Source organism: Actinomadura terrae (genome assembly GCF_022751215.1).
Lineage (GTDB): Bacteria > Actinomycetota > Actinomycetes > Streptosporangiales > Streptosporangiaceae > Spirillospora > Spirillospora terrae.
Map to the genome: position 1 here is coordinate 527749 of NZ_JAICDG010000005.1, position 25418 is coordinate 553166.

General features: G+C 71.3%; 22 protein-coding genes. 10 read left to right on the forward strand and 12 right to left on the reverse strand.

The genetic code is table 11. The annotated features are described in order from the left end of the window. The first annotated feature begins 11 nt into the window (after window positions 1-11). Entirely contained in the window at window positions 12-326 is a 315-nt protein-coding gene (locus tag K2F47_RS31400; protein ID WP_242909534.1) for a DUF1330 domain-containing protein, read from the forward strand. On the opposite strand, the gene K2F47_RS31405 is transcribed toward K2F47_RS31400, so the two are convergent. From K2F47_RS31405 to K2F47_RS31455, 11 genes are all read right to left on the reverse strand, one after another. Next, window positions 323-997 carry a carboxymuconolactone decarboxylase family protein gene (locus K2F47_RS31405; protein WP_242909535.1) on the reverse strand — a complete coding sequence of 225 codons (675 nt, stop codon included), beginning with the start codon at window positions 995-997 and terminating at the stop codon, window positions 323-325. The two genes, K2F47_RS31400 and K2F47_RS31405, sit on opposite strands and share 4 nt — an antisense overlap. Next, window positions 994-2457 (reverse strand): flavin-containing monooxygenase, encoded by a 1464-nt coding sequence (locus K2F47_RS31410; RefSeq protein WP_242909536.1) that lies wholly within the window; start codon window positions 2455-2457, stop codon window positions 994-996. Before K2F47_RS31410 ends, K2F47_RS31405 begins: the two co-directional genes overlap by 4 nt. Before the next feature lie 7 nt (window positions 2458-2464). Beyond that, window positions 2465-3733 carry a M20/M25/M40 family metallo-hydrolase gene (locus K2F47_RS31415; RefSeq protein WP_242909538.1) on the reverse strand — a complete coding sequence of 423 codons (1269 nt, stop codon included), beginning with the start codon at window positions 3731-3733 and terminating at the stop codon, window positions 2465-2467. Next, window positions 3726-4943 (reverse strand): M20 family metallopeptidase, encoded by a 1218-nt coding sequence (locus K2F47_RS31420; RefSeq protein WP_242909540.1) that lies wholly within the window; start codon window positions 4941-4943, stop codon window positions 3726-3728. Before K2F47_RS31420 ends, K2F47_RS31415 begins: the two co-directional genes overlap by 8 nt. A 92-nt stretch (window positions 4944-5035) precedes the next feature. Continuing rightward, entirely contained in the window at window positions 5036-6142 is a 1107-nt protein-coding gene (locus K2F47_RS31425; RefSeq protein WP_242909541.1) for a GDSL-type esterase/lipase family protein, read from the reverse strand. Next, a complete protein-coding gene (locus K2F47_RS31430) occupies window positions 6139-7296 on the reverse strand; it encodes a CaiB/BaiF CoA transferase family protein (protein WP_242909543.1) in 1158 nt (385 codons plus the stop codon). Before K2F47_RS31430 ends, K2F47_RS31425 begins: the two co-directional genes overlap by 4 nt. Continuing rightward, on the reverse strand, window positions 7293-8921 hold the full coding sequence (gene hutU, locus K2F47_RS31435; RefSeq protein ID WP_242909545.1) for a urocanate hydratase: 1629 nt from the start codon (window positions 8919-8921) through the stop codon (window positions 7293-7295). The genes K2F47_RS31430 and hutU overlap by 4 nt, the downstream gene beginning before the upstream one ends. A gap of 52 nt (window positions 8922-8973) precedes the next feature. Continuing rightward, window positions 8974-9585, reverse strand: coding sequence for a PadR family transcriptional regulator (locus K2F47_RS31440; protein WP_242909546.1), 612 nt, complete (start codon window positions 9583-9585; stop codon window positions 8974-8976). 74 nt (window positions 9586-9659) lie between these two features. Next, window positions 9660-11306: a thiamine pyrophosphate-binding protein gene (locus tag K2F47_RS31445; protein WP_242909547.1), complete on the reverse strand. Its 1647-nt coding sequence runs from the start codon at window positions 11304-11306 to the stop codon at window positions 9660-9662. Continuing rightward, entirely contained in the window at window positions 11303-12736 is a 1434-nt protein-coding gene (locus K2F47_RS31450) for an aldehyde dehydrogenase family protein (RefSeq protein ID WP_242909548.1), read from the reverse strand. The genes K2F47_RS31445 and K2F47_RS31450 overlap by 4 nt, the downstream gene beginning before the upstream one ends. A 154-nt stretch (window positions 12737-12890) precedes the next feature. After that, on the reverse strand, window positions 12891-14180 hold the full coding sequence (locus K2F47_RS31455) for a PucR family transcriptional regulator (RefSeq protein WP_242909549.1): 1290 nt from the start codon (window positions 14178-14180) through the stop codon (window positions 12891-12893). A gap of 328 nt (window positions 14181-14508) precedes the next feature. On the opposite strand from K2F47_RS31455, the gene K2F47_RS31460 reads away from it, so the two are divergent. From K2F47_RS31460 to K2F47_RS31500, 9 genes are all read left to right on the forward strand, one after another. Beyond that, window positions 14509-15408 (forward strand): ABC transporter permease, encoded by a 900-nt coding sequence (locus K2F47_RS31460; protein WP_242909551.1) that lies wholly within the window; start codon window positions 14509-14511, stop codon window positions 15406-15408. Continuing rightward, complete coding sequence (locus tag K2F47_RS31465) at window positions 15405-16280, forward strand: ABC transporter permease (protein ID WP_242909552.1); 876 nt, start codon at window positions 15405-15407, stop codon at window positions 16278-16280. The genes K2F47_RS31460 and K2F47_RS31465 overlap by 4 nt, the downstream gene beginning before the upstream one ends. After that, window positions 16277-17437, forward strand: a complete 1161-nt coding sequence (locus tag K2F47_RS31470) for an ABC transporter ATP-binding protein (protein ID WP_242909553.1) — start codon at window positions 16277-16279, stop codon at window positions 17435-17437. Before K2F47_RS31465 ends, K2F47_RS31470 begins: the two co-directional genes overlap by 4 nt. A 93-nt stretch (window positions 17438-17530) precedes the next feature. Then, complete coding sequence (locus K2F47_RS31475) at window positions 17531-18319, forward strand: enoyl-CoA hydratase/isomerase family protein (protein WP_242909554.1); 789 nt, start codon at window positions 17531-17533, stop codon at window positions 18317-18319. Next, a complete protein-coding gene (locus K2F47_RS31480) occupies window positions 18319-20427 on the forward strand; it encodes an acetate--CoA ligase family protein (RefSeq protein WP_242909555.1) in 2109 nt (702 codons plus the stop codon). The genes K2F47_RS31475 and K2F47_RS31480 overlap by 1 nt, the downstream gene beginning before the upstream one ends. Further along, entirely contained in the window at window positions 20427-21584 is a 1158-nt protein-coding gene (locus K2F47_RS31485; RefSeq protein WP_242909557.1) for an acyl-CoA dehydrogenase family protein, read from the forward strand. Before K2F47_RS31480 ends, K2F47_RS31485 begins: the two co-directional genes overlap by 1 nt. 65 nt (window positions 21585-21649) lie before the next feature. Then, on the forward strand, window positions 21650-22741 hold the full coding sequence (locus tag K2F47_RS31490; protein ID WP_242909558.1) for an ABC transporter substrate-binding protein: 1092 nt from the start codon (window positions 21650-21652) through the stop codon (window positions 22739-22741). A gap of 9 nt (window positions 22742-22750) precedes the next feature. Further along, the gene (locus K2F47_RS31495) at window positions 22751-23584 is read left to right on the forward strand and encodes an SDR family oxidoreductase (RefSeq protein WP_242909559.1); all 834 of its coding nucleotides are present in this window, start codon (window positions 22751-22753) and stop codon (window positions 23582-23584) included. A gap of 443 nt (window positions 23585-24027) precedes the next feature. Continuing rightward, complete coding sequence (locus tag K2F47_RS31500) at window positions 24028-24783, forward strand: methyltransferase domain-containing protein (protein ID WP_242909560.1); 756 nt, start codon at window positions 24028-24030, stop codon at window positions 24781-24783. A gap of 121 nt (window positions 24784-24904) precedes the next feature. Here K2F47_RS31500 and K2F47_RS31505 read toward each other — a convergent pair whose 3' ends face one another. Beyond that, the gene (locus K2F47_RS31505) at window positions 24905-25393 is read right to left on the reverse strand and encodes a glycine-rich domain-containing protein (protein WP_242909561.1); all 489 of its coding nucleotides are present in this window, start codon (window positions 25391-25393) and stop codon (window positions 24905-24907) included. Window positions 25394-25418: the final 25 nt, after the last annotated feature.

The following is a 25418-nucleotide window of genomic DNA, read 5'->3' on the forward strand; positions in this document are numbered from 1 at the left end:
GGGGTTTCCATATGCCCGCGTACGTCATCGCCCTCGTCGATGTGCTCGACGAGGAGGCCGGCTGGGCCTACGCCCGCGCGGCCCAGCCGTCGATCCTCGACCACGGCGGCCGCTACCTGGTCGCGGGCCCGGTCCCCGAACCGGCCGAGGGCTCCTGGCCCTCCTCCCGCCTCCAGATCATCGAGTTCCCCGACATGGACCGCGTCCGCCAGTGGTACGACTCCCCCGAGTACCGGCGGGCCAAAGAGATCCGGGACGGCAAGGCCCGGGTCGAGCTGCTCTTCGCCGAAGGCTCCCCACCCGAAGGCTTCACCCTCCCCTCCTAGGAGCCGAGTGGGGGTCGATCAGTTTCTTCTTGGAGGATGGGGAGGGCTACTTCTAGGGTTTGGAGGCCTATGAGGCTTGCGATTTCTAGGGTGGCGGCTATTTCGGGCGGGGTGGCGCCGTGGTTTTTGGCGTTGGTGATGTGGACTTTTAGGCCTTCGGTGAACATATGGGTCGCCGAGGCGTCTATGGCTATGTAGATGAGTTCTTTGGTTTTGGGTGGGAGGGCGTTTCTGGTCCAGGGGATCGCGGAGAAGTTCAGGTATGCGGCGAAGAGGGTGGGGGCGTGGCGTAGGACGTTTTCCCAGGACGGGTCCCAGTAGCCGCGGCGGCGGGTGAATTCGGCGCGCAGTCGTTCTGTTTCGGGGGTGGCGGCGGGGAGGTCGTCCAGGAGGGGGAAGCCTGTGCTTGCGGCGTGGATGCCCAGGGTCGCGGCCAGCTGGAGGGTTTCCATGACTTCTTCGCGGGTCGCGCCGTGGGCCAGGGCGGCGCGGGTGTGGCGGCGGATGCCGGGGGTGTGGAGGTGGGTGGGGGCGGCGTTCACTGCCAGGGCTATCAGTTCTTGGGTCTTCGGGTCGAGGGCGCCATGGTTCGCGGGGACGTCTACCAGGGCGGTGCAGGCGGCCAGGAGTTCGGGGTCGGACGCCAGGAGCGCGCGGAGCGGGGGGTTCATCGGCGGCCTGTGAAGCCTAGGAAGGGGAGGGCCTTTGTCAGGAGGTAGTACTCGCCGTGGGGTTTCGGCCATTGGGTGACGTTGCGGCCGCTCTCGGCGTGGTAGTAGTTCGTGCAGTTCGCCTCCATCGCGGACGCGTGGCGGTGGAGTTGCGCGTCCACCCAGTTGACCCAGCGTTCGGCGGCGCCGGGGCGGGTGTCGACTACGCGTAGGCGTTTGCGGCGCATTCGGGCGACCATGCGGGCGGCCACTTCGGCCTGGCGTTCCAGCTGGGCGATGATGGAGAAGCCGCCGTTGGTGTTGGGGCCGTAGAGCATGAAGAAGTTGGGATAGCCGGGGACGGTGATGCCGAGGAACGCTCTCGGGTCGTCCTTCCAGGTGTCGTGGACGGAGACGCCGCCCGTTCCTCGCACTTCTAGGGAGGCCAGGTATTTCGTCGCGCGGAAGCCGGTGGCCATGACGAGGACGTCGATCTCGTGTTCGGTGCCCGTGGTGTCGATGATTCCCTTGGGTGTTATGCGGGTTACGGCGTGGGGAACTAGGGACACGTTCGGGCGGTTGAGGGCCGGGTAGAAGCCGGTTGCCAGGACCGGGCGTTTGCATCCCCAGGGGTAGTCGGGGGTGAGGGCGGCCCGGAGGTCGGGGTCGTGGATTGTGGATTTGATGTAGGCGCGGCAGGCCCGGAGGTTCTGCTGTTGGCGTTCGCCGTGCAGGTCGTAGCCCTTGAACATCTGGCGGAACTGGTAGAAGAGGCGCAGTCGGCGCAGTTTTTGAGCGAGCGGGAGCCGGTACAGCGCCCGTTCGCGGGGGGTGAAGTCGCGTTCGCCCTTGGGGAGGATCCACCCGGGCTGGCGTTGGAAGACGTAGAGCTTTTCGACCTGTTCGGCAATCGCCGGGACGATCTGGGTCGCGGTGGAGCCGGTGCCGACGACCGCGACGCGTTTGCCGGTGAGGTCCTGGTCGGCCGGCCAGCGGGCGGTGTGGAACTTCGGGCCCTCGAAGTCGTCCAGGCCGGGCCAGTCGGGGTAGCGGGGCTGGTTCAGCAGGCCGAGGCAGCTGATCACGACGTCGAACCGTTCGATCCGGCCGCCGGGCAGCAGGAGGTCGTAGCGGGAGTTCTCCTCGTCCCAGGTCGCCGATTCGACGCGGACGCCGAAGCGGCAGTGGCGGCGCAGGTCGAAGCGGTCGAGGACGTGTTCGGCGTACGCCTGCAATTCCGGTTGGCGGGCGTGGGTGCGCGTCCAGTCGTAGGTGAGGAAGGAGAAGGAGTAGGCGTGCGAGGCGATGTCGACCTCGCAGCCGGGGTAGCGGTTGTCCCACCAGGTTCCGCCGGGGCCTGCGGACTGCTCGAAGACGGTGAACCGGGTGAGGCCCTTCTTCTTCAGTTTCACCGCGGTGGCGATTCCGCCGAGGCCGCAGCCGATGATCGCCACCCGGGGGCTTGCACTGCGCCGTGTCATCCGGTCCTCACAGGGATATCAGTTCGTCCATCACCCGGACGCCGAACCGCAGCGCGTCCACCGGGCAGCGTTCGTCGACGCCGTGGAACATCGCCGGATAGTCGTAGCCGGTGGGGAACAGCATCGGCGTGAAGCCGTAGGTCTCCATTCCGAGCGTCCGGAACCATTTGTTGTCGGTGCCGCCGCTGAACACGAAGGGGGCGACGTCGCAGCCGGGGCTTACGGCGTGCAGCGCGCGGGTGAGGAGGGCGAACCATTCACCCTCATGGGACGAGAGGACGGGTGGGCTGCGCCGGAGCAGCGTCACCTCCGCGTCCTCGGTGAGGGCGCAGAGGTGTTCGTGTAGTTCGTCCTCGTGGCCCGGGACGAAGCGGCAGTCGAACCGCGCCCACGCCTCGCCGGGGATGACGTTCTCCTTGTAGCCCGCGCCGAGCCGGGTCACGTTGACGGTGCCCTGGACACCGGCGGCGAACATCCGTCCGAAGGGGCCGGTCTGGGTGGCGAGGACGTCCGCGACCTCGGCCGGGGAGGACACCGGGCGGCCCGCGACCCGCGAGGCGAGGACGCGCATCGGCTCGGTGACCGTGTAGGGGCGGTCGGCCGACAGCAGCCGCAGCGTCGTCTTCGCGAGGCGCGGGATCGGGTTGTCCTGGGCGATCATGCTGCCGTGCCCGGCGACGCCCTTCGCGCGCACCCCGTACCAGCGCAGGCCCTTGTCGGCGACCGACACCGCGAACAGCGGCGGGCCGGACGGGGTCGGCACGTTGAAGCCGCCGACCTCGCCGATCGCGGCGCGGCAGCCCTCGAACAGGTCGGCGTGCTCGGCGACGAGGTGTCCGGCGCCGAGGCGGCCGCCGGTCTCCTCGTCGGCGACGAACGCGAGGACGATGTCGCGGCGGGGACGGCGGCCCTCGGCGAGCGCGGTGCCGAACGCCGAGAGCGTCATCGCGACGGCGTTCTTCATGTCGACGGCGCCGCGTCCCCAGACGTGGCCGTCGGCGATGTCGCCGCTGTGGGGGTGGCGCGTCCAGTCGGCGGCCTGCGCGGGGACGGTGTCGAGGTGGCCCTGGACGAGCAGCGCGGGCGCCGAGGGGTCGGTGCCGACGACGCGGGCGACCACGTTGGAGCGGCCGGGCTCGGCTTCGATGATCTTCGGGTCCAGGCCCATGTCGGAGAGGAGGGCCGCGACGTATTCGGCCGCCTCGCGTTCGCGGCCGCCCGGGTTGGTGGTGTCGAAGCGGATCAGGTCGGCGCAGATCTCCTCGACCTCAGCCATCGGCGTCGCCCAAGGTCAGGGCGGCCAGGGCGTAGGTCCGGACGGCGGCGAGGTAGTCCTCCACCGGCACGGACTCGTCGTCCCAGTAGCAGTCCATCGAGCCGGGGCCGTAGGTGACGGCCTTGATGCCCGCCTCCCAGAAGATCGGTGTGTCGGGCCACGCCTGGTGGAAGCCGTGCGCGGCGTCCCGTCCGGTGGAGGCGCGGTGCGCGGCGGCGACGCCCGCGAGCAGGCCTTCGCCGTCCGGCACCTGGAGGGAGCTGCGCGGGTTCTTCACGCAGGTCGCCTCCAGCGACACGTCCACGGGGAACTCGGCGAGGTCGTCGAGCGCGCGTTCCACTGCGGCGCGGACGTCGCGGAGCACGTCGTCCTGCGTCTGCGCGGGCGGGAAGCGGAAGTCGAAGGTGATGTCGCAGCGTTCCGGGACAAGGTTGTGCGCGACGCCGCCGGAGATCTGCGCGACGTTGCAGATCTTGACGTCGTCCAGCACTCGGCCGTCGGCGGCGGTGATCGGCATCGCGAGCACCGCGCGGACGACCTCCGCCGCCCGCGCGACCGCGTTCACGCCGATGTCGAGCGCGGTGGTGTGCGCGGCGCGCCCGCGCACGGTGACGGTGACGTAGGCGATGCCGCGCTGGCCGGTGAGGACCCGCAGGTCGCTGGGCTCGCAGTTGATCGCGTACGCGCCGCGCAGCCCGTCGCGCAGCGCCTGCCGGGTGCCCTCGCCGCCCTCGAAGTGGTTCGGGACGGCGAGCACGACGACGTCGCGGGGCAGCGGGACGCCCGACCGCGCGAGCATCACCGCCGCCATCGTCATCGCGGCCGTCCCGGCCTTCATGTCCGCGACGCCCACCCCGTGGATGGCGCCGCCGTCGATCTCGCCGCCGAACGGGTCGCGGCGCCAGGAGGTCGAGGGTGGGTACACCTCCATGTGGCCGTTGAAGATCAGCGCGTTGGACGGGTCGCCGGTGCCCGTGCGGGCGAGCATGTTCGGCATGCCGGGGGTACCCGAATCGGGCAGTTCGACGATGAGCCCGGCCTCGGCGAGCGGGGCGGCGAGGTGCTCGGCCGCCGTCGTGAGCGCGGGTCCGTCGCCCCAGACGCTCGGAATGCGGATGAGGTCGCGGAGAAAGGCGACGAGTTCCGGTTCGTGCTGATCGATGACGCCGATCACGCGGGCCGCGTCGTCCTCGGTCGCTACGGTGGTCATGGCATTCGTCCGTTCCATGCGATTCGTTTCGAGCGTAGGAGCCTTTTCGCGGGACGTCTTGGGGCCGCCGGACCAAAGAATTCACGGGACGGCTATGCGCCCGGCACAGCCGTCCCATTCGGGCCGAAGACGAGTGCGTGGAAACGGTCGGCGATTCGGCGATATCCGGCCGCGTTCGGGTGGAGGCCGTCGTAGAGGTCGCCGGCGTCGTCCGGGCCGAACAGGGAACGGCCGTCCAGGCACGAGAGCGCGGCATCCTCCCGGGACGTGACGACCTCCGCGATCAGCTCCCGCATCCGGACGAGCGTCAGCCCCGACGTCGAGCCCGTCGCGTGGTAGCGGCCCTTCCCGTCCTGGACGGTGGGCCCGGCGCGGTCCTCGGCGGTCGGGCACAGGATCGGCGAGACCACGACCAGCGGCGTCTCCGGGTGCCCCTCGCGGACCGTGTCGAGGAAGCCGTGCAGCATCGGGCCGAACGTCCGCTCCTTGAGCGAGTCGAGGTTCTGGACGTTGATGCCGACCTTGAGCGTGATGACGTCGGCGGGCAGGTCACGGATCGTCCGGGCGACGAAGGGGTCGAGGTGGCAGTTCCCCGCGAACGCCAGGCAGGTCAGGTCGAGTCCGGCGGCGCGTGCGACCCGGGCGGGCCAGGCGTCGGTGGGGCCGCCCGCCTCGGCGCAGTGGCTGATCGAGCTGCCGTAGTGCACCCATTTGCGTTCGGGGAGCCGCCCGGGGGTGACCTCGCCGTCGGCGCGCAGTTCCCGCAGTTCGACGATGGCGGCCTGCGGCAACCAGATCTCCACGTCCTTCCAGCCGGGGCCGAGATCGTCGAAGCGGATCGTCTCCGGCACGCCCCGGACGGTGTCGGTGACCGCGCCCGCGCGGACGACGCACAGCTCGCCGTCCCGGACGGGGCGGGAGAGCACGCGCGTCCCGTCCACGACCGCGTCGAACGCGACGGGGAACAGGGGGAAATAGGCGTTGCGGAACCGCGTCACGAAGACGTCCAGTTCCAGGGTGTCGGCATCCGTGCGCAGGACGAGCCGAACCCCGGCCGGTCTCGGCACCATCAGCCGCATATAGGAGTCGGTGATCTGCGGGCGCGTCCATGCGGGCAACCGGCGCGGGATAAGGCCGGTCTCGGTGCGCTCGACATCGAGGGCGCCCGCCAATAGGCCGTCGAATTCGACCGCGGTCACGACGCGTCCTCCGTCCGAGAATGGCGCGGTTCCTCCGCCAGCCAGCGTTCCAGCAGGTGGTCGTGCTCGCCTTGGTCGGGCGCGCGGCGGAACTCGCGAACCGTGCCGGTCGTGCGGACGCCGCCCGCGAGCGTCCGGAACCCGTCGGCCTCCTCGGCGACCAGGCCGCGGGCGTGCGTGTGCGGAAGCGACAACGCCTCGCGGACGCCGAGCACCGGCCCGCACGGCACCCCGGCTTCCGCGAGCAACGCGAGGGCCTGTTCGCGGTTCAAACAGGCGAGCGCCTCCTCGACCTCCAGCCGCAGCGGTTCGCGGTTGCGGCCGCGTTCGGCGTCGCTGGCGTAGCGGTCGTCCTCCAGCCAGCGCGGCCGGTCCAGGACGGCGGCGAGCCGGGCGAACAGCGCGTCACCGGCGACCGCGATCGTGATCGTGCCGTCCTTGACCGCGAACGTCCCGTAGGGCGCGCTGATCGCGTGGTGGCCGCCGGTCGGCAGCACAGGCTCGTCGGTGTGCAGCGCCCGCATCGCGACCGACTCCAGCACGGACACCAAGCCGTCGAACATGGACACGTCGATGTGCTGGCCAAGCCCGGTCCGCTCGCGCTCGCGCAGCGCCGACAGCACCGCGACCGTCGCGTAGAGCGCGGGCACGATGTCGCCGACGCTGATGCCGACGCGCACGCCGGGCCCGCCGTCCGGCCCGGTGACCGACATCAGCCCCGACATCGCCTGGACGATCAGGTCGTAGGCCGGACGGTCGGCGAGCGGCCCGCCGCGTCCGAACCCGCTGATCGAGACCGCGACGAGCCCCGGGTTGAGGCGCGCCAGCTCCTCGGGCGGGAACCCGAGCCGGTCGAGCACGCCCGGCCGGAAGTTCTCGACCAGCACGTCGGAGCGCTCGACCAGCCCCGCGAACCGCTCCCGGTCGGCGGGGTCCTTGAGGTTCAGCGTGACGCCGAGCTTGTTGCGGTTGAGCAGCCGGTGGAAGGTGCTCTCGCCGTCGACGAACGGGCCGAAGAACCGGCCGTCGTCGCCCGCCGGGGACTCGACCTTGATCACCTCGGCGCCGAGGTCGGCGAGCATCCGCGTGCACAGCGGGCCGGACAGGATGCGGCTCAGGTCCAGGACGCGCACGTCGTCGAGGGCGGCGGTCATCCGAACCACCGCAGGCCGCTCGCGCGGACGGTGTCGGCCGCGTCCTCGTATCCGGCGTCGGCGTAGCGCATGATCCCGATGCCGGTGTCGGCGGTGAGCGCGGAGCGGATCCGGTCGGCGGCGGCGTCGGTGCCGTCGGCGACCAGCGTGACGCCCGCGCTCTGCATGTAGCCCGCGTAGCCGCCTCCCCCGGCGTGGATCGCGACGAGGTCGGCGCCCGAACCGGCGTTGAGCAGCGCGTTCAGCAGCGGCCAGTCGGAGACGGCGTCCGAGCCGTCCGGCATGTTCTCGGTCTCGCGCAGCGGCTGCGACACCCCGCCCGCGTCGAGGTGGTCGCGGGTGAAGGCGACCGGGCCCTTCAGCTCGCCGCGCCGGACGGCGTCGTTGACCAGCAGCGCGAGCTTCGCGCGCTCGCCGTGCGCCAGCCACGAGATGCGCGAGGGCAGCCCCGCCTGCCGGACGTGCTCGCGCGCGATCGGGATCCACCGCTGGACGAGGTCGTTGTCCGGGAACTCACGCACGACCAGCGCGTCGATGAAGTCGATGTCGGTGGCGTCCCCGGACGAGGCGACCCACCGGAACGGGCCGAGGCCCCGGCAGAACAGCGGGCGGATGTAGCGCTCGATGAAGATCGGGATGCGGAAGGCGTCCACGCCGTTCTCGGCCGCCTGCGCGCGCAGGTTGTTGCCGTACTCGAAGACGACCGCGCCGTCCTCCTGCCAGGCGAGCATGGCCTCCACGTGCGTGGCGATGGACGCGCGCGCCCGGCGGGTCAGCTCGTCCGGGTCGGTGGTCCGCAGCTCGGCAGCCTCCGCCGGGGCCATCCCGGCCGGGACGTACCCGTAGAGCAGGTCGTGCGCGGCGGTCTGGTCGGTGACGACGTCCGGGACGAGGCCGCGTGCGCGCAGCGCGGGCAGCACCTCGGCGGCGTTGCCGAGCAGCCCGATCGATGACGCCGTGCGGGCCTCGACGGCGTCCCGCACCCAGGCGAGCGCTTCATCGAGAGAGGCGGTGGAGCGGTCGAGGTAGCCGCCGTCGATCCGCCGCCGGATCCGGTCGGGGTCGACCTCGACGCACAGCGCGACGCCGCCCGCCATCACCGCGGCCAGCGGCTGCGCGCCGCCCATGCCGCCGAGCCCGGCCGTCACGACGAGGCGTCCGGCCAGGTCACCGCCGAAGTGCGCGGCGGCGACGGCGGCGAGCGTCTGGTAGGTGCCCTGGACGATGCCCTGCGACCCGATGTACTGCCAGTCCCCCGCGGTGTAGCCGCCCCAGGCGATCAGCCCGCGCCGCTCCAGCTCGTAGAAGTGCTCGCCGGTGGCCCAGCGTCCGACGAGGTTGCTGTTGGCCATGAGGACCAGCGGCGCCCGCGTCCCGGTGGGGAACACCCCGATCGGCTTGCCGGACTGGACGACGAGCGTCTCGTGCTCCTCCAGCTCCGCCAGCGCCGCGACGATCTGCTTCAGCGCGTCGTGGTCCCGGGCGGCCTTGGCCAGCCCCGCGTAGACGATCAGCTCGTCGGGCCGCTCCGCGTGCGCCAGCGTGTTCTCCAGCATGCGCAGCAGCGTCTCCTGGCGCGGACCCCGGCAGCGCGTCCCGCCTCCGGCGGCGTCGGCGATCACCATCTTGGTCCCCTTCCTTCCCGCGGCGGGGGCCGCGTGTCGCGGGGCGCGTTGCTCAGCCCGGGTGGTGCCCCGATCTCCCATCCGGCGACCCGGCGGTGCCATCGGCGACCGGCGCGGTCCGGGCCAGCGCGCCGCCCACGCCCGACTCGCGGACGTCCTCCCAGAACGACAGGCAGGCCGCCTCGATCCGCACGCCGAGGACGAGCGGCGCGACCCGCTTCTCCAGGTCGGGGACGGTGCCGAGGCGCTCCAGCGTCTCCCGGAACCCGGCGAGGCGCTCGCTGTGGTAGCCGACCTGCGCGTCGGCGAGCCGCTCCACCGTCCCCTCGTCGCCGAGCTCGCTGAAGAACAGCTTCAGCTCCGCCTCGTTGCGGACCTGGAAGACTTCGGTGCCGGGGTCGCCGAGCCACGCGCGCAGGGCGTCGCGTCCGGCGGGGGTCAGCGAGTACGTGCGGCGGCGGCGTCCCTCGGTCTCCGCCGACTCCTCCAGCAGGCCGGCTTCGGCCAGCCGCTTCGGCTCGACGTAGAGCTGGCTGTGCGGGAACGGCCAGAAGTAGCCGACCGAGCGCTCGACGGCCCGCTTGAGCTGGTAGGACGAGCTCGGCCCGCGCAGGCCGATCAGGCCGAGCACCAGGTACGAGCTGGACGAGAGGTGGATCGTCATGGATCGAACTGTACCATCCATTCTGGACGGTCATAGGGCACGCTCGTCTCCCGTTCAGCACCATCGGCGAACGCTCAGCTCAGCAGTTGCTGGCGGCCGATCCGGCGCTTCATCGGCGCCAGCGCGGCCAGGTCGATCTCGATCAGGTACGGGCCCGAACCGGCGACCGAGCGGGTGAGCGCCCGGTCGAACCCGGCGACGTCGGTGACCTTCTCGCCGCGCACGCCCATCGCCGCCGCGAGCGCGACGAAGTCGGGGGTGTGCAGGTCGACGTCGTTGCGGGCGCCGTCGAAGGTGGCGCGCTGGACGTCGCGCAGCACCCCGTACCCCTGGTCGTTGAACACGCAGACGGTCACGGGCGCGTCCGCCTGCGCGAGCGTCGACAGCTCGCCGATCGACAGCATGATCCCGCCGTCACCGTGCACGACGACCGTCCGCTCCCCGCTGCCGATCGCCGCGCCGATCCCGAGCGGCAGCCCGGGGCCGATCGCGGCGGACGCGGGATGCAGCGACGTCCGCGCCGCCAGGATCGGCAGCAGCCGGTCGCCCCAGGCGTAGGCGGGCACGGTCGAGTCGCGGACGATCACGCCCGTGCGCGGCAGCGCCCGCCGGATGACCTCGACGATCGCGCGGTGATCGGGGCCGAGCGCCTCCAGCGACGCCTCCCGCGCCTGGGCCGCGGCCTCGCGCGCACCCGGCACCCAGTCGGCGGCGGCGTCGCAGGTGGCGACGCGCTCGTCCAGCGCGCGGAGGGTCGCGCGGGCGTCGCCGTGCAGGGCGACGGCGGGCGGGTAGGTCCGGCCGAACACGCTGGTGTCGGCGTCGATGTGGACGAGCTTGTCGGTGAGGCGGAGGCGCCACGCGTCCGTCGTGTACATCTGGAACCGCGCGCCCACGGCGAGGACGACGTCGGCGCTCTCCACCTTCTCGCGCAGCGGCGGCGTCGTGACCAGCGCGCCGAGGCAGAGCGGGTGGTCCTCGGGCAGCGCGCCGCGTCCTTGGACGGACGTCACCACCGGGATCTCCAGCCGGTCGACGAGGCGGCGCAGCTCGGGCCAGGCGCCGCCGCTCAGCACGCCGCCGCCCGCCCAGATCAGCGGCCGCCGCGCCCCCGCGAGCAGGTCGGCCGCCGCGCGCAGCCGGTCCTCGGGCGGCACGGGGTGGACGTCCGGCGCGGGCCCCGAGACCGTCAGCGACTCCGGTACCGGCGCGTACTGGAGGTCGACAGGGATCTCGACGGCGGTCGGACGCGGCGCCCCGGTCCTCGCGGCGCGGCCCGCCGTGACGACCGTGTCCCCGATGTCCTCGGCGCGGCGCACCGTCCACGCCTCGCGGGTGAGCGTGCGCAGCATCGTGAGCTGCTGCTCCGCCTCGTGCAGGTAGCCCTTGGACCGGCCGTAGAAGCGGCTCTCGATCTGCCCGGTGATCAGCAGCACCGGCGAGCCCGCGAAGTGCGCCTCGAACAGCCCGCCCATCGTGTTGGCCGTGCCGGGGCCGGTCGAGGCCAGCGCGACGCCGAGCCGTCCGGTGACGCGGGCGTAGCCGTCGGCCGCGTGCACGGCGCCCTGCTCGTGCCGGACGTTCACGACCGTGATGCCGCCATGCCGCCGGATCGCGTCCAGGATCGGCAGGTTGTGGACGCTCGCCACGCCGAACACGTGCTCGACGCCGAGCGCGAGCAGCGCCTCCGCGACGAGGTCGCCGCCGTTGCGGGCGGTCATCGGGTCGCCGCCGTCGGCCGCTGGATCGCCTTGAGCTCCGTGAACTGCGCGATGCCGTGCGCGCCCAGCTCGCGCCCGTAGCCCGACTGCTTGTAGCCGCCGAACGGCGCGAGCCCGTTGAACGGCGCGCCGTTGATCTCGATGCTGCCCGCCTCGATCCGCTCGGCGACCCGCAGCGCGTGCTCCTCGTCGCGCGACCAGACCGCGCCCGCGAGCCCGTACGGGGTGCCGTTGGCGATCGCGACCGCCTCGTCCTCGCCGACGTAGGGGATCACCGCGAGAACGGGCCCGAACACCTCCTGCTGCGCGAGGACGATGCGCGGGTCGGAGACCGCGAACGCGGCGGGGCCGGTGAAGAACCCGGCGCGCGGCAGCTCCGCGTCCGGGTAGGCCCAGATCGTGCGGGCGCCGTCGACGAGCGCGCGTTCGAGGTGGTCGTTCACGCGGTGCCGCTGGTTCGCGCTGGCGAGCGGGCCGACGTCGGCGTCCGGGTCGTGCGCCGGGCCGACCCGGTATCCGGCGAACGCCGCCGCGACCAGCTCCTCGGCGTCCGGCATCGCCTCGAACGGGACGAGCAGCCGGGTCAGCGCGGTACACGTCTGCCCGGTGTTGATCGCGACCGTGCGGACGACGCGCTCCACCGCCGCCTCCAGGTCCCCGTCCGGCAGCACGATCGCGGCCGACTTGCCGCCCAGCTCCAGCGTCACCCGCTTGATGGACGCGGCGGCCAGCTCGGCCACCCGGCGGCCCGCGCGGGTCGAGCCGGTCAGCGACACCATCGACACCCCGGGATGGCGGGTCATGTACTCGCCGACGTGCAGGCCGTTTCCGAACAGCAGGTTGAGCGCGCCGGGCGGCGCGCCCGCCGCGTGCACGGCCTCCGCCAGCACGAACGCGTCCAGCGGCGTGATCTCGCTCGGCTTGAGCACGACCGGGCAGCCCGCCGCGAGCGCCGGGCCGAGCTTCGCGGCGGTTTGCAGCAGCGGGAAGTTCCAGGGCGTCATCGCGGCGACCACGCCGACCGGCTCGCGGAGCACGGTGGACCCGCCGATCCGCTCGGTGAAGTCCATCCCGCGCGCCGCCGCCGCGCTGTTGCGGAACGTTCCGATCGCGGTCCGCACCTGGTAGCCGAGGCAGTGCCTGCGCGGCATGCCCATCTCACTGGAGATCAGCTCGGCGAGCCCGCCCTCCCGCGCCGCCAGCTCGTCGGCGATCCGGTCGAGGAGGGCGGCCCGCTCCTCCGGCGGCATCGCCCGCAGGACGGGACGGGCGCGCCCGGCCGCCGCGACGGCCCGGTCCATGTCATCGGTGGACGACTCGCGGACGGTGGCGACGCACTGCCCGGTCGAGGGGTCGATGACCGCGATGACGTCGTCGCCATTGTTCTCGACCCATTGCCCGTCGATGTAGGTGTCCGCACGATGGTCCATGACGCTCCGCTCACCAGGTCCTGGGCGATTGGTCTCGAAGCCTAGGATCAAACGGCGAAGACCTGTTCGGGCCGGGCCACCAAAGAAATCCGGCGGTCATTATGTGAGCGGCACAGGGTGGGCGGCACAGGGGCCCGGCCCGAGCGCCCGCCGATCAGGCGAACAACCGCGCGCGCAGATCCGTCCGCGCCTCTTCCCGGTCGCGCCGCATCTGGATCGCGTCAAAGGCCATCAACGCCACGTTGAGATCGCCGATGTCGGTGATCCGGCGCATATCGCGTCCGGTGAGCGTGGCGATCTGCCGGAGCCGGTAGGCGACCGTGTTCGGATGCACGACGAGTTCCTCGGCGGTGCGCTGCAACGCCATATCGCAGGCGATATAGACGCGCAGCGTGTCGAGCAGGTGCGGTTTCTCGACGAGCTGCCCGATCCGGGTCTCGATGAGCCGCTTGGACACCCACCGGTTGTGCGCGAGCAGCACTTCGAGGATCACGTCGGTGCACTGGGTGACCTGGCCGCGCTGGTCCCGGTAGATGCTGATCTCCAGGGCCGACAGCGCCTGCCGGCAGCTGTGCCCGGCGGCCGACAGCGACTGGCCCGGCTCGCCCGCCGAGACGAACAGCGCCCTGCCCGGCTCGCCGTCCAGCATGGTCGTGAGTAGGTCGACCAGGCCGGGGCCCGCCCGGTCGATCGGCACGAGCGCCAGCAGCAGCCCGCGCCGCTCGCGCAGCAGGATCTCCCGGCGCGGGTCGTGCCGCCACAGCACCTCCATGATCCGCCGCCGGGCCCGCACCCACTGCTGCGAGGTCGGCGCCGGGTCGTGGTAGGCGGCGACCGCGCGGAACCGCTGGTGCGGGTTGATGTTGAGCATCCTGGCCTGGTCGTTCACCGTGCTCGCGTCGACCACGGGCCCGGCGATCAGGCAGCTGAGCAGGTCGGTGCTGACCCGCGCCTGCCAGCCGGCCAGCTCGTTGTAGGTGGCGGTGAACGACTCCAGCTCCCGCGTGCACAGGACGTCGAACAGCTCGGCGAGCTTGCCGAGCACGACGCGGACCTCGTCCATCCCGCCGGTGGCGTGCGCGAGGACGTGGTCGGTGACGACCCGCTCCAGCAGCCGCAGCCACTCGACGGCCTCGGCGACCGGCTTGCCTTGCAGGGCGATGCGGGCGCCGCGCGCGGACGGCGGCCCGGTCGCGGGCATCCCGTCGGGTGAGGCTCCGCCCGACGGCGGACGGTCGACCAGCCCGTTCGCGCACAGGTCGATCACGTGGACCGCCATCTCGAACGCCTCGACGGGCGCCTGGCGGTCGACCGAACCGGAGTCGGTCGTGGTCACGTACTGGCGGACGAACTCGTTCGCGAGAGCCGTCGACGCCGAACTCAACTCGCGCGACACCGCCGTCATGTGATCGGCGGTGGCGGGCGACGTGCCGGATGGTGCCATGATCACCCTCCCAGGACCGGGCCCGCAAGATCGGCAGCGCCTCGAAGACCCGGGTCGTGGTGGTCTAACACGCTATGTCGTCCCACGTCAACGGCCTATGGGCACGGCGCGGGCCCTCACCGGCGCCCTTCCGCCCCGTGAACACGCCTGTGGACTGTGTCACCGGCACAGGGGCCCTGAGCGACTTTTGTGAGCGCGACCTCATGACATCGGGCGGCCGTGAACGTTGACTGTGTCGACATGCGGCGCGGACCGGCGCCACCGGTCCCCAGCGGAACCGCGTGTCGCCCGTTCCGGGTGCACGCAGGAACGGAGGGACGGTGAGATCATGACGGCGCGCACCACCATTACGAGGCCGCCCCCTGGCGGTGGCGTTTCCCCGGGACGGGTCGCGCCGAGAGCGCGCGGCAGGCGTCCGACCTTCGTCACGATGGCGCTCGGCCTGCCGGTCGCCTTCATGGCGATCGTGTACGCCTATCCGGTCGGCAAGATGCTGGCGAAAAGCGTCACCGAGCCGAAGGCGGGATTCGGGAACTTCACCGAGGCGGCGACCGACGGCGCGATCTGGGACGTCCTCTGGGTGACCGTTCGGCTGTCACTCGAAGTGGCGGTGCTGACCGTCGTCCTCGGGTTTCCGGTGGCCTATTTCCTGGCCCGCACGTCCGCCCGTAAAGCGCGTTTCCTCTCCCTTCTCGTGGTCATTCCGTTCTGGACGAGCATCCTCGTCCGCTCGTTCGCCTGGATCGTCCTGCTCGGCGACAACGGGCTGGTGACCACGGTGCTCGACCCGCTCACCGGGGACTCGAAGGGCCTGCTCTACAGCGAGAGCGCGGTGGTCATCGCCATGACCCACATCCTGCTCCCGTTCCCGATCCTGATCATCAAGGGCACGCTCGACCAGATCGACGCGTCGCTGCCGCGCGCGGCGCGGTCGCTCGGCGCGGGCCCGGTACGGGCGTTCGTCCAGGTGTACCTGCCGCTGGCGGTCCCGGCGATCGTGAGCAGCGGCATGCTCGTGTTCGTCATCGGGCTCGGCTTCTACGTCACGCCCGCGCTGGTCGGCGGCCCGAAGCAGAGCACGATCGCCGTGGTGATCGCGCAGAACGTCCAGGTGAACTTCGACTGGGGGATGGCCGCGACGCTCGCGACCATGCTGCTGGTGCTGGCGACCGCGCTGACGCTGGTCGTGCGCCGCCTCACGAAGGTGAAGGGGCTGGTGTCCCTGTGAGCGCGATCGAGGCGCCGACCGTCCCGGCACGGGTGAAGCCGCCGGCACGGCGACGGAAGCGGCTGCCCGCGACGCCGGTCGAGCACGTGCTGCACTGGTCGCTGCTGGGCGTGGTCACGCTGGTGTTCGCGTTCCTGGTGATCCCGATCGTGATCGTCGTGCTGGAGTCCTTCAACAGCGCCGACTACCTGTCGTTCCCGCTGGAGGGCTGGTCGCTGCACCACTACCGGCGGTTCTTCGCCGACTCGGCGTGGGTGGACGCGACGCTGCTGTCCGCGCGGATCGCGCTGCTGGCGGCGGCGATCGCCACCGTGGTCGGCACGATCGCGGCCTGGGGCCTCGCCCGCAGCGCCAGCCGGGGCAAGGGCGTGGTGTTCGCGCTGCTGTACTCGCCGCTGGTGATCCCCATCATCGTGCTCGCGATGAGCTACTACTTCACGTTCGCCGACTACAAGCTGATCGGCCAGTGGCAGATGGTCGCGGTCGCGTACTCGGTGATGGGCATCCCCTACGTCCTCGTGTCGGTGTCGAGCGCGCTCCAGCAGTTCGACCCCGAGCTGGAGAACGCGGCGCGCACGCTCGGCGCCGGCATGACCCGGACGCTGCTGCGGATCACGCTGCCGTCGCTGACCTCGGCGATCTCGGCGGGCGCGCTGTTCGCGTTCGTGATCGCCTTCGACGAGGCCGTGATCATCCTGTTCGTGGCCGGCAACGACTCGGTCACGCTCGCGCGCAAGCTGTGGGACAGCGTGCGCTACGACCTGACCCCCACGCTCGCGGTCGCCGGAACGATCCTCATCGCCGTCTGCGTCGGGCTGTTCTGCCTCTCCGAGCTGATCAAGACCATCCGCGAGCGGCGGGAGCGCCGATGACCGAGCAGGGACGCGCCGGGCGCGGCGCGCAGATGACCGACGAGCGGCCCGCCGGGACCGGCGCGGCGAGGGCGGCCGGGCAGGTCGTGTTCGACGGCGTCCACAAGTGGTACGGGGACGCGCCCGCCGTGCACGACTTCAGCCTCGCGATCGGCAAGGGCGAGTTCGTGACGCTGCTCGGGCCGAGCGGCTCGGGCAAGACCACGAGCCTGCGCATCCTCGCGGGCCTGGAGGCGGCGACCGCCGGGGAGGTCTACCTCGCGGGACGCGCGGTCACCGACGAGGTCCCCGAGAAGCGCAACATCGGGCTCGTGTTCCAGAACTACGCGCTGTTCCCGCACATGACCGTCGCGCAGAACATCGCGTTCCCGCTGCGGATGCGGCGGATGAAGAAGGCCGAGGCGCAGGGGCACGTCGACCGCGTCCTGACGATGACGCAGCTCACGCCGTACCGCGACCGCTACCCGCGCCAGCTTTCGGGCGGCCAGCAGCAGCGGGTGGCGCTCGCGCGGGCGTTCGTGTTCGACCCGAGCGTCCTGCTGATGGACGAGCCGCTCGGCGCCCTCGACCGCAACCTGCGCGACCACATGCGGCTGGAGCTGAAGTCGCTCCAGCGGCGGATCGGGGCGACCGTCCTGTACGTCACCCACGACCAGGACGAGGCGCTGGCGCTGTCCGACCGGATCGGCGTCATGCACCAGGGCGTCCTCCAGCAGACCGCGCCGCCGGACGAGCTCTACGAGAAGCCCGTCAACTCGTTCGTCGCGAAGTTCCTCGGCCACTCGATCTGCCTGCCCGCGACCCGGGTGGAGCGGGGCGCGCACACGGTCGTGGAGGTGGAGGGGATCGCGGGCCGCGTCCTCGTCGACTCCGAGAACGACTGCTCGGCGGAGACGGGCGGCGAGTTCATGATCCGTCCCGAGCGGATCCGGATCGGTGCCGACAAGCCCGACACGGCCGAGCGCAACGCGGTCGCCTGCACGGTCGCGGCGCACGTGTACCTCGGCCCGCAGATCGAGGTGCACCTGCGCACCGAGCAGGGCGCGGAGATGCAGGTCGTCGTGCCGTCGGCGGCCAAGGCCGAGTACACGACCGGCTCGGCGCACTGGCTGAGCTGGACGGCGCGCGACTGCCGCTTCCTCGCCCGCGTCAACTGATCCACCCGGCCGGGCGACCGGCGTTCGAGAAGACACTCCCCCGCCGCGACCTCTGTTCGAGCATGCCGTGATCCGCATCGGAAAGGCGAAGTGATGGAAGTCCCAGCACTCGAGTGCTGCACCTGGCATATGGACGGCGATGTCGGTGTGCTGACGCTGAACCGTCCGGAACGGCTCAACGCGATCGCCAACACCGACATCGACGAGCTGGACCGCGTGATCATGCGGGCGGGCAAGGACCCCGCCGTCCGCGCGCTGGTGATCACGGGGGCGGGGCGCGGCTTCTGCTCGGGCGCGGACGTCAAGGAGTGGGCGGCGCGGTCCGACGCGGATGAGGAGTCCTGGCCAGCGAAGATGCACCGGACGATCGCGCGCCTGTACTGGCTGCCGAAGCCGGTCGTCGCGGCGGTGAACGGCGTCGCGGCCGGGTCGGGCTTCGACCTCGCGCTGACCGCCGACATGCGGTTCGGCTCGACCGCCGCCCGGTTCGGCCAGGTCTACGCGCAGCGCGGCATCTGCCCCGACGCGGGCGGCTCCTACCTGCTGCCCCGGCTCGTCGGCGAGACCCGCGCCGCCGAGCTGATCTACACCGGCCGGATCATCGACGCGGACGAGGCGCTGCGCATCGGCGTCGTCAGCGAGGTCGTGCCGCCGGAGAAGCTGATGGAGCGGGCGCTGGAACAGGCGCGGATCTTCGCGTCCGGGCCGACGGTGGCGATCGGCGAGGCCAAGCAGAACATCCGGCTCGGGCACACGATCGGGATCGAGGAGGCGCTGCGCAACGAGGCCCGGGGCGCGCGCATCTGCGTGCACACCGAGGACAAGGCCGAGGGCCTCCAGGCGGCGATCGAGAAGCGCCGCCCGGTCTTCGTGGGGCGCTGATGACAATCGAGCACGCGGTCAGGCACCGGCTCGACCGGCTGTTCCGTCCCGCGAGCGTCGCGGTCGTCGGCGCCTCGCCGAAGGGCGGCTACGGGCTGCGGACGCTGCGGAACACGCGCGGCGCCGGGTTCACCGGGCGGCTGTACGCGGTCCATCCGTCCCATGCGGAGGTGGACGGGGTGCGCGCCTACCGTTCGCTCCGCGACCTGCCCGAGGTGCCGGACGCGGTGGCCGCCGCGATCCCGGCGGCGGGCGTCCCGGCGCTGGCGGCGGAGGCGGCCGACCTCGGCGCGGGCTCCATGGTCGTGTTCGGCGCCGGGTTCGCCGAGCGGGACGAGGCGGGCCGCCGCCTGCAACGCGACCTGGTCGCCGCCGCCGACGGACGGCTCCCGCTGATCGGGCCGAACTGCCTGGGCGTCGCGAGCTTCCGGGGCCGCGCCGCGCTCTGGGGCATCGAACTGCCGCTGCTGCACGCGGACGCCGACGGCGTCGTCGCGCTCGCCGCGCAGAGCGGCAACATGGCGCTGACCACGATGCTGTCGGGACGGCTCCCGTCGGTCGCCTACGGGGTGTCGGCGGGCAACCAGGCCGTCCTCGACCTCGCGGACTGCCTGGAGTACTTCCTCACCGACCCCGGCGTCCGCGTCGTCTGCCTGGTGATGGAGGGGCTGGCCGACCTGGCGCGGTTCCGCGTCCTGGCCGAGCGGGCCGCCGCGCGCGACGTCGCGGTGATCGTGCTGAAGGTCGGGCGGTCGGCGGTGGGCGAGGCCGCGACGGTCGCGCACACCGGCACGCTCGCCGGACGGGACGCCTCCTACGACGCGCTGTTCCGGCAGACCGGCGTGCACCGGGTCGACGACCTGGACGAGATGATCGCGCTCAGCGCACTGCTGGCCGCGCCGCGCCGCCCGCGCGGCGGGACCGTCGGCGTCTACGCCAGCTCCGGCGGCGAGTGCGGGCTGGTCGCCGACCTCGCCGACGCGACCGGCGTCGCGCTCGCCGGCCTCGACACGGTCGCGCGCGACCGGCTGGCCGCCGCGCTGCCGCCCTACATGCCGGTGCGCAACCCGCTCGACCTCGGCGCCAACGCGTGGGGCGACCAGGCCATGTACCGGACGGCCGCGCTCGCCATGGGCAATTCGCCGGACGTGGACGTCGTCGCTTTCGTGGGCGACGCCCCCACCCACTCCGAGCCGCTGGACGAGATCGGCTGGCCGGAGATGGTCGGCGGCGCGGGCGAGGCGGCGGCGGAGCTGGACGTGCCGGTCGTGCTGATGACGACGACCACCGACGTCACGTCCGGGCTGATCGCGCTGGCGCGGCGGCACGGTGTGCCGCTGCTCGCGGGGGCGCGTCCGGCGCTACGGGCGATCGCGCTGGCGGGGACGCCGCGTCCGGCCATTCCCCGCGTGGACGAGCCGCCCGCCGACCCCGAAAGGAGGCGCCGCGCCACCGCACTCCTAAGCGGGCCTCTGTCGGAGTCGCAGGCCAAGGAGCTGCTGAGGCTCTACGGGATCGAGTCGCCGCCCGGCGAGGTCGCCAACGACACCGACACCGCAGCCGCGATCGCCGACCGCATCGGCTACCCCGTCGTGTGCAAGCTCCACGCGCCCGGCATCGCCCACAAGTCCGACATCGGCGGCGTCGAGGTCGGGCTGCGCGACGAGGACGCGTTGCGCGAGGCGTTCGCCCGGATGACACGGCACGCCCCCAGCGTGCTCGTCGAGCGGATGGCGGGCCCCGGCACCGAACTGATCGTCGGCGGGCGCAACGACGCCGCCGGTTCCCTCGTCGTCCTCGGCGCAGGCGGCGTGCTCACCGAACTGATCGGCGACTCCGTGGGCCTGCTCTGGCCGTTCACCCGCGACGACGTCCTCGACGCGGTGGACCGGCTGCGGATCGGCGCGCTCCTGCGCGGCTACCGGGGCGCGCCCCCCGCCGACCTCGGCGCGCTCGCGGACGCGGCGACCGCCGTGGGCCGCCTGCTCGCCGAGCTGCCCGAGGTCGCCGAGCTCGACGTCAACCCACTGCTGGCCGGGCCGGACGGCTGTCTCGCGCTCGACGCGCTGGTCGTCCGCCGCCCGGTGGAGAAAGGAGGGCGGAACTGATGGACTTCGCGATTCCCGACCACCTCGTGGAGTTCCGCGAGGCCGTCCGCAGGTTCACCGAGACCGAGCTGATCCCCCACGAGGACTACGTGGAGGAGCACGACGGGCTGCCCGAGGAGGTCGAGCACCGCATCCGGGAACGCGCCGTCGCGATGGGCCTGAACTCGATGGGCATGCCCGAGGAGGTCGGCGGCGGCGGGCTGGACGTGCTTAGCCAGGTCCTGGTCACCGAGGAGCTGTTCCGCGCGCTCGGCGGCCTCGCCGAGGTCGTCCCGACGACACCGGGCATCCTGCTCGCCTGCGAGGGCGAGCAGCGCGAGCGGTTCCTGCTGCCGTGCGTGCGTGGCGACATCCAGTGGTGCTTCGCGCTGACCGAGCCCGACACCGGGTCGGACGCGGCGGGCATCAGCACCCGCGCGCAGCTCCGCGACGGCTCCTGGGTGATCAACGGGCGCAAGCGCTTCATCAGCCACGGCGACTCGGCCGACTTCGCGATCGTCTTCGCGCTCACCCACCCCGACCGCGAGCAGGACCGGATCACCGCGTTCCTCGTCGAGAAGGGCACGCCCGGGTTCAGCGTCGGGCAGCTCCACAAGACGATGGGGCACCGCGGCTACCGGCAGGCGGAGCTGGTCTTCGACGACTGCGCCGTCCCGGAGAGGAACGTGCTCGGCGAGCCGGGACGCGGTTTCGGCATCGCGCACGGCGGGCTCAGCAGCGGACGGATCATGACCGCCGCGCGCTGCCTCGGCCCGATGGCCCGGCTCATCGACGACGGCGTCGAGTGGGCCAAGCAGCGGGTGCAGTTCGGCAAGCCCATCGCCGACTACCAGGCGATCCAGTTCATGCTCGCCGACTGCGCCACCGACCTGCACGCCGCCCGGCTGATGACCTACAACGCCGCGTGGGCGGCCGACCAGGGCGAGGCGCCCAAGATCGTCCATGCCCGGGCGTCGGCGGCCAAGCTGTTCGCGAGCGAGGCGCTCGGCCGGGTCGCCGACCGCGTCCTCCAGATCTTCGGCGGCACCGGCTACATGAACGAGACCTACGTCGAGCGCGCCTACCGCAACGCGCGGATCGAGCGGATCTGGGAGGGCACCTCCGAGATCCAGCGCATCATCCTCGCCCGGCAGCTCCTGAAACGCGGCATGTTCTGAACCCCGTCCCGCCCGCCCACTCACCACGAGGTCACACCCGCCGCCCACCCCACGAAGGATCAGCCATGAAGATCACCGGCAACTCCCCCTCGCTCTCGCGCCGCGGCGTCCTGAAGGGCGGCGCGCTGCTGGCGGGCAGCCTCGCGGCGGCGCCCGTGCTCGGCGCCTGCGGCGGCTCCGGCGGCGGGGGCGGCAAGCGCGTCGTGGTCGCCGACTGGGGCGGCGCGCTCGTCGAGGCCGAGAAGAAATACATCTTCGAGCCGTTCAGCAAGGAGACCGGCATCGAGGTCGTCGTCTCCGGCCCGCCGACCGGCGCCAAGATCAAGGGAATGGTCGACACCGGCAACATCGAGTGGGACCTCATCGCGGGCGGGCCCGGCACCGTCCTGCCGATCGGGCGCGAGTACTTCGAGGCGCTGCCCGACAACCTGCTCAACATCCCCGGCATCGACCCGTCCTACGTCGACAAGAACTGGGTCACCTACTACCTGTTCTCGGTCGTGCTGGGCTGGAACACCTCCGTGATCGGGGCCGGTAAGCGGCTGACCGGCTGGCGTGACTTCTGGGACACCCAGAAGTTCCCCGGACGCAGGTCGCTGCGCGGCGCCGACAACGGCGTCCCGCCGGACATGGAGTTCGCGGTGCTCGGCGACGGCGTCGACCCGAGGGCGGTGTACCCAATTGACGTCGACCGCGCGTTCCGCAGCCTCGACCGGATCAAGGGCCAGGTGCCGCAGTGGTGGGTGTCGGGCGCCCAGCCGGGCCAGATGCTCGTCAGCAAGCAGGTCGGCGCCACGAGCATCTTCTCCGGACGGGTCGGCGAGCTGAAGGCCAAGGGCGCGCCGCTCGACTTCACCTACAACGGCGGCATGTTCGAGCTGGCGAGCTGGTCGGTGCCCAAGGGCGCGCCGAACAAGGAGAACGCCTTCAAGCTCATCGAGTACTCCGTCCGGCCGCAGGTGCAGGCGACGATCTGGAGCAAGTATCCGAACGGCCCCGCGAACTCCAAGGCGCTCGCGCTGATGGACAAGGAGTTCGCCAAGACGCTCCCCTCCCACCCGGCGAACCTGGAGGTCCAGTTCCTCCAGAACAGCGAGTGGTGGGGGAAGAACCGCGACGCCGTCCTGAAGCGGTTCCAGCAGTTCGCGAAGTCCTGAGGAGAATTTGTGGAATCACTGGCAGGCCGTGCCTACCTCGTCACCGGGGGCGGCAGCGGCATCGGCGCGGCCACCGCGCTCCACCTCGCCCGGCTCGGCGCGTCCGTGACCGTGCTCGGGCGCCGGAAGGAGCCGCTGGAGACGGTCGCCGCCGAGGTGGAGCGCCGGGGCGGGCACGCCCTGGCGTTCCCCGCCGACGTCCGCGACCCGGAAGCCGTACAAGCGGGCCTGGACGCGAGCCTCGACCGGTTCGGAGGGGTCGACGGCCTCGTCAACAACGCCGCCGGGAACTTCGTCACGCCCGCCGAGCGCCTCTCCCCGAACGGCTGGCGCGCGGTCGTCGACATCGTCCTCAACGGCACCTGGAACTGCACCTCGGCGGTGGCCCGCGCGATGATCGACGCGGGCACCCCCGGCTCCATCGTCAGCGTGATCGCGACCTACGCCTGGACGGGCCACCCCGGCACCGTGCACAGCGCCGCCGCCAAGGCGGGCGTCGTCTCGATGACGCGGACGCTCGCCGTCGAGTGGGCCCGGCACGGCATCCGCCTGAACTGCATCGCCCCCGGCCCCACCGAGACCGACGGCGCGGGCGGCGCGCTATGGGCGACCCCGGAGGACCGCGCACGCGTCCTGGCGTCGGTACCCCTGAACCGCTTCGCGGGCCCGCCCGAGATCGGCGACCTCACCGGCTTCCTGCTCAGCGACCGCGCGTCCTACATCACCGGCGAGACCCTCACCGCCGACGGCGGCCAGTGGCTGGGCAAACAGATCTACGGCCCGCCCCTCACCGAGACCACGACCAACGGAGGAGGCGCTCCCGCCGCTGGAACGCGACACTGAACGTCCTACCGGCCGGCCTCCACCCCCCTCCCGAGCACCGTGCACGGAAGGGACGGCCGGCCGGTAGGCACATACCTCCGCGTTCCTGACGGCGAGCGGACGTCCCGCGTCCCCAGTAAGGCGAGCTCCCGGTCGATCATCACTCGCGCGTTGGAGGCGACGGGACTGTCTCCCCAGCTGCCTAGGCAATGGGTTTTTCGTGGGAGAGACTTGCCACGGTGCCCACGAGGTTGGAGGTGGGCTAGGCGCATGGATTCTGCGATCTTGATACTTGACCCGGAGTGAACACTTGACAGGCACGATCTAGAACCACCGAACAAGGAGGGTAACGGCGCGATGGGTAACCACAACGACCCGAGCAAAAATGGCCAGGAGAAGGGGCGACCGATCCCACCACCAGAGAAGCCGAATCCTGACGGAGGCGGGAAGCACGAGAAGGGGAAGTGAACCAGGCGGAACGCCTTAACCGAGCGATGATCCGAGAGATTGAGGAACTCGGAGATATCGGCCCGTGGCGTGACGCACTTCTGGCTGTTCCCCGGCATCTGTTCATTCCGGACGTCGCTTACGTGTCGCCCGACGACGATGATAGCTACATCATCGACAGGAGAGCGGACCCCGAAAAGTGGTTGCGTTCCGCATACATGGACGTGGCAATCATCACTCAGATAAATGACGGTGAATACCCCATAACGGACGCCGGGAAAGACGGCGCTAGGTTCACATCGTCGGCATCCGCGCCGTCGACCGTCATCGCGTTCCTATCGCTTCTAGGTGCGAGCAAAGGGCACAATGTCCTCGAAATCGGCACTGGAACAGGCTGGACGGCGGCGCTGCTAAGCGCCGTCGTCGGGGACCGAAACGTCACTTCGATCGAAATCGACAAAGAGATCGGAATTCAGGCCGCACAGCACCTGCGGTCCGCTGGTTACGCACCACATCTCGTGACCGGCGACGGCGTGGACGGATTCCCCGGTAAAGCTCCCTTCGACCGGATACATATCACCTGCGGGATCGATGAAATTCCGCCGCAATGGATCGATCAAACAAAGACAGGCGGAATCCTCGTCGCGCCCTACCGGCGGGAACTTGTGAGCCTTGTGGTTCACGAGGACGGCGAGGCCACTGTGAAGCGCTACGGCCGTGCTCGGTTCATGATGCTCCGTTCCCCAAGGGATGAGCCCCCAGGCGGGCAGTGACATAGCCGTTCCTGCCGTCCCCATGACGGCCCCACTCGGGTGGGACCGCCTTGGCCACGTCGTGAACGAGTTCCCGTGCGGAGACGGGCAGGTCATTCCAGTCGCTTCGCCTCATGTGTCCCTACCTCTTGGTGACGCGGCCCTGGCAAACGTCCGTACAACAGCTCGTGCCCGTTCCCCAGAAATGATCGTCCAACGGCCACCCGTAGTGGCGCATCGCTCGGACGGTGATGGCGACCGACCGGCCACCGGTGATGGACGAGTTGGTGACCGGCTGGTGATCGATGAACCGGCCTCCGGTCAGCTTCTCGCAGAATTCCCGGTAGTCCTCGGTCAGGTCCAGGAAGGCGTGCAGCGCGTCGTCGATCTCCTTACTCGGCGTGAGGTGGTTGAACTCCGCCTCGTCCTGCACGATGCCCTCGGGCGGGTCGGCCGGGTCGTACTCGGCGGCCGTCGCGAGGAAGCACATCATCTGCTCCACCATCGCCTCGGCGTAGAAGCGAGCGACGTACACGTACTCGTTCCGGAGGCGCTCCACGAGCCGGTCGAACAGGTCGGGGGAGACCAACTCCCTGGGGTTGCGAGGTGGGGCCTGGATTGTGAGCGTCATGCGGTTTCTCCGTTCTCCTTGATGG